A 7,992-nucleotide genomic window follows, 5' to 3' on the forward strand; every position below is an offset into this window, starting at 1 on the left:
CACTCCACGCTTAAACATTAAAAAAGTTACAAAAAGGTTTATGGGAGCGCTATTTCACTTCCGCCCCCTTCAACCATTTTCTCACCCAAGCACGGTTGGCGGAGAGGTTTTGTAGAATATTTTCCCCTAAAGGCAAAGGTTCACCATAAATTAATGATACCAAGGTTTCACCAAGTAAAGGGGCGGAGGTTAATCCACGTGATCCCAAGGCGGCACAGAGAAAAAGATTGGGAAAATTGACCGCACTTGGAATGGGTTGTTGGCGGCGGCGGAGATTAAACAGATTATGATAATCTTCACATTGTTGGGCGAAGTGGGGAACATTGCCTACCATTGGGGCGAGATCCCGCACGGAACAGCGAATACCTGTTCGGGCAAGATTGCCTGAGGTATCTACCTCTTGTGTCCAACGTTGTGCAATATTTTGTTGAAGTTTTAGTTGATTTTCCCATTGTTCTTGTTCGCTAAAATGACGATCTGTATTATCCCGAATATGGCTTGCACCAATACAATGACTGGTTTTGGCTTGATCGGCGGGGGTGAGATAGCCATCGTAGCAAAGCACGGATTTCAGTTTCAGTAAATTTTCGGAAGTGGGGATTTGGCTCACTTGCCCACGAATGGGGTAGAGAGGCAGTTTTTCTGTTTGACTAAAATCAGTAATTTTATAGCCGTTGGCGAGGATCACCACCTCGTGTTCTGTACTGTCTTTTGAGGAACGATATAGTTGCCAGCCGGAGTGGGTGGGGGAAAGTGCGGTAATTTTTTGCGATGTTTTGATTTTTACCCCGCATTTTTCAAGTAATGAAAAGGCGTTTTGCACAAATTGTCGGGGAGCAAGCCAAGCCCCTTGGGAAAGAAATCCACCGCCACAATCAAGGGGCAAGCCGACCTTTTCGCTTAAGGCTTTAGCATCCAGCATTTCAAAAATTTCCTTTGGTAAACCTAATTGGGAAATTTTTTCCAATTTGACCGCACTTTTTTCGTTATAGGCACATAATGCCACACCACAAAACTCGTGTTCAAATTCAATCCCTTGTTTTATTGCCCAATCAAGTAATTGTTTGCCATAGGAAAAGGCATGAAGATAAAAATGAATAGTGAGGGGATTATCATCGCTCAGTTGAGGATAAAATGCCCCTTGTTTATTGCCGGAAGCATTCAGCGCTGGTTGTTCATCTTCACAATAAAGGGTGATATTGGCGCCACGTTGAAGCAGCGAAATGGCGGTACAAAGTGAAGCAATCCCCCCACCAATAATCGCAATATCTTGTTTTTTCATCGTTGCCGGTTGAGGCTGAAACCAAGGGGCGGAAAGTGCGGTCGAGTTTGGCTGTGTTTTTTGCCCGTTCAGACATTCCCGTTTTTTGCCAAATCCTTGACGTTTGGTTACCTCAAAACCTGCTAATGCCAACCCCTTTCTAACCGCACTTGCCGCCGTGAAAGTGGCAAAAGTGCCTTGAGGTTTGCTGAAACGATACATCAGGTGATACAGGTTTTCGTTCCACATATCGGGGTTTTTGCTGGGGGCGAAACCGTCTAAAAACCAAGCATCAATCTGTTCGTTCATATAATCGCCAAGTTGCGGTAAATTTTCTGCCACATCGCCAAACCATAAATCAAGAGTGGTTTCTTCAAAGTGAATGCGTTGGCAGCCTTTAATTGGTGATTGCCAATAGCGTTGTAAATGTTGGCTGAGTTCGGCAAATTGCGGATAAGCCAAATGCGCTTGCCGAAGTGCGGTCGGTTTTAGGGGATATTTTTCAAAGGAAATAAAATAGAGCCGTTTTAAAGGTGCATGTGGAAATTGATGTCGAAATTGGCGAAACAATGTGGTGACGGCAAAAAAATTTAATCCCGTACCGAAGCCGGTTTCTGCAATCACAAAATGGGCGTTTTCATAAGCAAGCCAACGTTCCCATAATTGATTGCCTTGTAAAAACACATAATTGGTTTCTGCTAATCCATCCTGATTGGAAAAATAAACATCATCAAATTGATTGGAAATCGGCGTATTTTCTTCATTAAAATGAATATCAGCATACTGAACATTGAACATTTTTATTCCTTTCTTGCATGATCGAATTGACTTATAATAACGAAATTTTCCGGCTTATTGAAATTTGTTGGTGGTATAGGGGGGCGCCTCTAACTGGTCGAACAAATGAATAATTGCTTGAAATATTTTTATTTCGTAGTAGTTTTGAGCCGTTATTTTGACATATGAAACAAAAAGGAAGAAGCAATGAAAAGAGCTGTTATTACAGGCTTTGGTATTATTTCCAGTATCGGTAACAATAAACAAGAAGTGCTTGCCTCGCTAAAAGCAGGGAAGTCGGGTATTGAAGTCGTGCCTGAATTTGTTGAAATGAAAATGCGTAGCCATGTTGCGGGTACGATTAAATTAGATCCAAGCGAACATATTGATCGTAAAGTGTACCGTTTTATGGGCGATGCGGCGGCTTATGCTTATCTTTCTATGCGTGAAGCCATTGAAGATGCCGGGTTAACCGAAGAGCAAGTGTCCAATGATCGCACCGGGTTGGTGATTGGTGCAGGCACAGGCTCTGCGCATAACCAGTTGGTGGCTTGTGATGCGGTGCGTGGACCTCGTGGTGTCAAAGCCATTGGTCCTTATGCGGTAACCAAAACCATGGCATCCAGTGTTTCAGCCTGTCTTGCCACACCTTATAAAATCCGTGGTGTAAACTATTCCATCAGTTCTGCTTGTGCCACTTCTGCCCATTGTATTGGTCATGCTTTAGAATTAATTCAATTAGGCAAACAAGACATTGTCTTTGCCGGGGGCGCAGAAGAATTATCTTGGGAATGTGCCACAGAATTTGATGCGATGGGTGCGGTTTCCACAAAATATAATGATACACCGGAAAAAGCTTCCCGTGCTTACGATGCAAACCGTGATGGTTTCGTGATTGCCGGTGGTGGCGCAGTGGTCGTTGTTGAAGAATTGGAATACGCTCTTGCCCGTGGTGCAAAAATTTATGCGGAAATCGTGGGCTATGGGGCGACCTCTGACGGCTATGATATGGTGGCACCAAGCGGTGAAGGGGCAGAACGTTGTATGAAACAAGCCATGGCAACCGTGGATACACCAATTGATTATATTAATGTTCACGGCACTTCAACACCGGTTGGGGATGTGAAAGAATTGGGCGCAATCAAAAATGTCTTTGGTGCTAATGTGCCGGCAATTTCATCGACCAAATCTATGACCGGTCACTCTTTAGGCGCAGCGGGCGCACACGAAGCCATTTATACCTTATTAATGCTGGATAATGATTTTATCGCACCAAGCATTAACATTGAAACCTTGGATGAAGCAGCGGAAGGTTGCAATATCGTGACAGAAACCAAAGAAAATGCCGGCTTGCAAACGGTGATGTCAAACAGCTTCGGTTTTGGTGGAACGAATGCCACGTTAATTTTTAAACGTTACAATGGTTAGTCCAAACTGGATGAAATAAGAAAAATCGCACGTTAGTTAAACGTGCGATTTTTTTATATATTGAATTTAAAACATACCAATTAGAATTCAAAAAAGCGGAATTGACAAATCTCTTTGAAAAATGACCGCACTTTACCTATAAAAAAGCCCTGAATTTTCAGGGCTTTTGGTTATGATTAATTGGCGATACCTTTATGTCTTAACAGGGCATCTAACTGTGGCTCACGTCCACGGAAACGTTTGAATAGTTCCATTGGTTCTTCTGAACCGCCACGGGTTAAGATTTCATCAAGGAAAGATTTTCCGGTAATTGGGTTAAAAATCCCTTCTTCTTCAAAGCGTGAGTAAGCATCGGCAGAGAGTACTTCTGCCCATAAGTAGCTGTAATAGCCGGCTGCATAACCTCCTGCAAAAATATGGCTGAAGCTATGAGGGGTTCTTGCCCAATCCACACCTTTTATCACGGCAACTTGTGATTTCACCGCATTGAGGGTATCAAGAATTTGATTGATTTTTTCCGGATCAAAGGTATGGTGCAAGCGGAAATCGAAAATGCCAAATTCTAATTGACGTAAGACAAACATAGCCGCTTGGAAATTTTTCGCTTTCAATAATTGAGCTAATTTTGCTTTTGGCAAAGGCTCGCCCGTTTCATAATGACCGGAAATAAATGCCAATGCCTCTTCTTCCCAACACCAGTTTTCCATAAATTGACTTGGCAATTCCACTGCATCCCAAGGCACACCGTTAATCCCCGCGACATCAGACACATCAATTTGTGTCAACATATGATGAATACCGTGTCCGAATTCGTGGAAAAGGGTGGTCACTTCATCGTGGGTAAACAATGCAGGTTTATCACCGATAGGCGCATTGAAATTACAGGTTAAATAGGCCACCGGTGTTTGAATTGTGCCGTCAGCTTTACGTTTTCGACCAATGCAATCATCCATCCATGCGCCGCCTCGTTTATTCTCACGGGCATAGAGATCGAGATAAAAACTGCCACGGTGCTGATCTTTTTCATCAATAAGATCAAAGAAACGCACATCTTTGTGCCAAGTATCCACATCAAAACGTTCTACCGCACGAATATTGAAAATACGTTTAATCAGTTCAAATAAACCGGATAGCACACGATCTTCAGGGAAGTAAGGGCGTAATTCCTCATCATTGATGGCATAGAGATGTTGCTTTTGTTTTTCACTGTAAAAAGCAATGTCCCAAGGTTTAAGGTTGGTGACGCCAAACGCTTGTTCACAATAGGCGTTAAGCTCCGCCAATTCTTTTTCACCCTGTGGTTTAGCCCGTTTTGCCAAATTATCTAAGAAATCTAACACTTGTTGCGGATTTTCTGCCATTTTGGTGGCAAGGGAGAGTTCGGTATAAGTGGTAAAGCCAAGTAATTTTGCTAATTCTACACGCAGGCTGAGAATTTCTTCCATGATCTTACTGTTATCCCATTTACCGGCATTAGTACCTTGCTCTGATGCACGGGTGACATAAGCACGATACATTTCTTCACGCAATGCTTGGTTTTCACAATAAGTCATAACAGGTAAATAGCTTGGAATTTCAAGGGTAAAACGATAGCCCTTCAACCCTTTGCTTTCAGCTGATTGTTTTGCCGCTTGTAATGCGGATTCGGGAAGTCCTCTCAATTCTGCTTCATCTTCGATCAGTTTTTCCCAGCCCATTGTGGCATCCAACACATTATTGCTAAATTGTGAGCTGAGTTCCGATAATCTTGCTGAAATTTCGCCATAGCGTTTTTGTTTGTCTTCAGGTAAGCCAATGCCGGAAAGATCGAAATCCCGTAAGGCATTTTCAATGGCTTTTTTCTGTGCCACGTTGTAATTGGCAAACTCAGGGCTATTTTTGAGAGCGAGGTAAGCATTGTAAAGCCCTTTATGTTGCCCAACCCAAGTGCTGTATTCGGAAAGTAGAGGCAGGCAAGCTTGATAAGCGTCCCGTAGCTCAGGGTTGTTTTTGACGGAATTTAAATGAGAAACCGGCGACCAAGCACGGCTTAGACAATCGCTTACTTCCGTTAAAGGTAAAATGAAATTGTCCCAAGTAAAGTGCGGTTGATTTAAGACTTCTTCTATCGTATCACGGCAATCTTGAATGTGTTTTTCAACAGCGGGTTGGATATGTTCGGGTTTGATTTGTGAAAAAGGCGGTAAGCCTTGGATGTTAAGTAATGGGTTTGACATAATGATTTCCTTTTTAAAAACTGTTCCTTATGTGACGGCAGATTCTATAATATCAAGGTTGAAAAATCTAAAAAATCAGCAATAATGGTTCGCATTTGGGTTCTTTAGGTATTTTATGAAATATATTTATATTCTATTCGGTTTTCTTTCTTTAACGCTCGGTATTATTGGTATTTTCCTTCCTATTTTGCCTACCACGCCCTTTTTATTATTGACCTTATTTTTCTTCACTAAAGGATCGAAAACCTTAGAAAGCTGGTTTTTGAGTACAACGCTCTATCAAAAATATTTGAAATCTTTTAATGAGCGCCGAGCGATGACGAAAAAAGCAAAACGGTCGATTTTAGGCTTTGCCACCGGTATTTTATTGCTGGGTTTTTATTTTACCCCGAGTGTGATGGGGCGGACGGTGATTGCCTTACTGATTATCATCAAATATTGGTTTTTCTTATTTTGGGTCAAAACCGAAGAACCTGTCGAGATAAAAGAGAAAAATAAAAATGTGTAATAGGTTAGTATCGGGGTTAAAAAGTGCGGTGGTTTTTATCACGGTTTTGGTGTTGAATGGCTGCGATGAATTCAATAGCCCAACCTCTTCTCAAATGCCCTTCCCTTCTTCTGTTTTAACGGAAGATCAAAATCTGCAAAAAATGCCACAATATGATCGTGAAAAATTAACCCGGGGAATGACATCGCCACTGGTTTTGGAACCTTGGCAAGTTACGGAAACAGAGCAAACTTCTCTCATTCGTGATCTTTTTGAAGGGCTTACCGCCTATGATGCTCAAGGCAATATTGTGCCGGGGGCGGCGGAAAGTTGGCAAACAAAGGACAATCAACATTGGACATTTGTTTTGCGTGAAGGGCTAAGGTGGTCGAACGGGGCACCTTTAACGGCACAAGATTTTGTCCTCTCTTGGCAGGCGCTTTCTCAGTCTGAAAGCCCACTAAAATCCTATTTATTGTATTTAAATTTGAAAGAGGCAAAGTCGGTATTAGAGAAAAAATTACCACTAGAAAGCCTTGGAATTGTTGCGAAAAATGACCGCACTTTGTTGATTACACTCGATAAACCCACGCCTTATTTACCGGAAATGTTAACCCATATTGCGTTGTTACCACAATATCGTGAAGCTGATGTATGGGTATCAAATGGCGCTTACCGTCTTCTCTCACGTGATAAAAATGGGGTGCATTTAGTAAAAAATTCACAGTATTGGCAAAAAGAGTCGGTATCATTTAAAAAAGTAGATTATGTGCCTTACAATCATCACACGCCATTGTCATCACTGGATGTAGTATGGTTTCCTCATCAAACACAGGAAAATATTCAATATTTTCCTCAACTATGCGGCTATTTTTACGAATTTAATTTGTATGATCCTAAGTTGGCGAATCCTTTAATTCGTAAAGCGATTGCTTCTCTTATTTCCGTCATCGGTATCACAAATAACGAAATGCCAAATGCTATTCCGAGTTCTTATTTTTTGCCAAAGGCAATGTTACAAGGGCAGGATTCACATTGGGATCCTGTATTGGCAGAGCCGTTATTAACGCAAGCAGGTATTACCGAAAAACAGCCGTTGGTTTTGCAGATAAGCTATGATGATACATTCGTTCATCGAAACATTGCGAACCGTTTAACCCGTCAGTTATCGGCATCGGATTTATTGCGTATTGATACTCAAGAAATGAGTTGGCACGCATTGCAAGAAAAGCGGATGAAAGGGGAATTTCAGCTAATTCGTTCCGGCTGGTGTGGGGATTTTAATCATCCAATGGCATTTTTAGGTTTATTTTATTCAAAAAGTCCGGACAACAAGAGTGGTTATAGCAATGCAAACTATGATCGGCTTTTTGAACAGGCATTGAAAAGTACATCAGAAAAAGAGCGGTCAGAAATCAACTTAAAATTGAGCGAGATTATTCAGCAAGAAAATTTACTCCTCCCGCTTTTTCAATATACGACACCGGTTTATATTACCCCTTCTGTCATGGGCGTGAAAAAGAATCCCATTGGGGCGATTTATAGTAAGGATTTATGGCGAAAAGTAGAGATAGTACAAGGCGTTAAAGTAGAGTAAAACGTGCGGTATTATGTAGCAAATGCACAAAACAGAAATTTTAACCAAAACGTAGGGACACACTGCGTGTGTCCGTTATAAAATCAAATTATTTCAATAGGTTAAAATTCGGACACACGCAGTGTGTCCCTACAAGATAACAAAAAACAACGTTGTGCAACTGCTACATAATACCGCTTTTTTCATAAAAATGCCTTCATATTCTATTAAAAAGGCTTTGCATTAT

Annotated in this window: 5 protein-coding genes; 3 read left to right on the forward strand and 2 right to left on the reverse strand. The window is 41.6% G+C overall.

What is annotated here, in order from left to right; all coding sequences use genetic code 11:
- Positions 1 to 49: 49 nt before the first annotated feature.
- A complete protein-coding gene (gene mnmC, locus BKK50_RS10245; protein ID WP_077417756.1) occupies positions 50 to 2,059 on the reverse strand; it encodes a bifunctional tRNA (5-methylaminomethyl-2-thiouridine)(34)-methyltransferase MnmC2/FAD-dependent 5-carboxymethylaminomethyl-2-thiouridine(34) oxidoreductase MnmC1 in 2,010 nt (669 codons plus the stop codon).
- 186 nt (positions 2,060 to 2,245) lie between these two features.
- Between mnmC and fabB the strand changes: the two genes are divergently transcribed.
- Positions 2,246 to 3,466, forward strand: a complete 1,221-nt coding sequence (gene fabB, locus BKK50_RS10250; protein ID WP_077417758.1) for a beta-ketoacyl-ACP synthase I — start codon at positions 2,246 to 2,248, stop codon at positions 3,464 to 3,466.
- Between the two features lie 176 nt (positions 3,467 to 3,642).
- On the opposite strand, the gene prlC is transcribed toward fabB, so the two are convergent.
- Positions 3,643 to 5,682: an oligopeptidase A gene (gene prlC, locus BKK50_RS10255; protein WP_077417760.1), complete on the reverse strand. Its 2,040-nt coding sequence runs from the start codon at positions 5,680 to 5,682 to the stop codon at positions 3,643 to 3,645.
- A 115-nt stretch (positions 5,683 to 5,797) separates the two neighbouring features.
- Between prlC and BKK50_RS10260 the strand changes: the two genes are divergently transcribed.
- Both BKK50_RS10260 and BKK50_RS10265 read left to right on the forward strand, forming a co-directional pair.
- Entirely contained in the window at positions 5,798 to 6,190 is a 393-nt protein-coding gene (locus tag BKK50_RS10260; protein WP_077417762.1) for a YbaN family protein, read from the forward strand.
- The gene (locus BKK50_RS10265; protein ID WP_077417764.1) at positions 6,183 to 7,766 is read left to right on the forward strand and encodes a peptide ABC transporter substrate-binding protein; all 1,584 of its coding nucleotides are present in this window, start codon (positions 6,183 to 6,185) and stop codon (positions 7,764 to 7,766) included. The genes BKK50_RS10260 and BKK50_RS10265 overlap by 8 nt, the downstream gene beginning before the upstream one ends.
- The last annotated feature ends 226 nt before the right edge of the window (positions 7,767 to 7,992 follow it).

Origin of the sequence: Rodentibacter rarus (genome assembly GCF_001998965.1) — a bacterium.
In the GTDB taxonomy this organism is placed as follows: Bacteria; Pseudomonadota; Gammaproteobacteria; order Enterobacterales; family Pasteurellaceae; genus Rodentibacter; species Rodentibacter rarus.

Excerpts from the sequence above, each read along its gene's own strand:
- BKK50_RS10260 (WP_077417762.1), top strand. The coding sequence starts at position 5,798 with ATGAAATATATTTATATTCTATTCGGTTTTCTTTCTTTAACGCTCGGT.
- fabB (WP_077417758.1), top strand. The coding sequence starts at position 2,246 with ATGAAAAGAGCTGTTATTACAGGCTTTGGTATTATTTCCAGTATCGGT.
- mnmC (WP_077417756.1), bottom strand. The coding sequence starts at position 2,059 with ATGTTCAATGTTCAGTATGCTGATATTCATTTTAATGAAGAAAATACG.
- BKK50_RS10265 (WP_077417764.1), top strand. The coding sequence starts at position 6,183 with ATGTGTAATAGGTTAGTATCGGGGTTAAAAAGTGCGGTGGTTTTTATC.
- prlC (WP_077417760.1), bottom strand. The coding sequence starts at position 5,682 with ATGTCAAACCCATTACTTAACATCCAAGGCTTACCGCCTTTTTCACAA.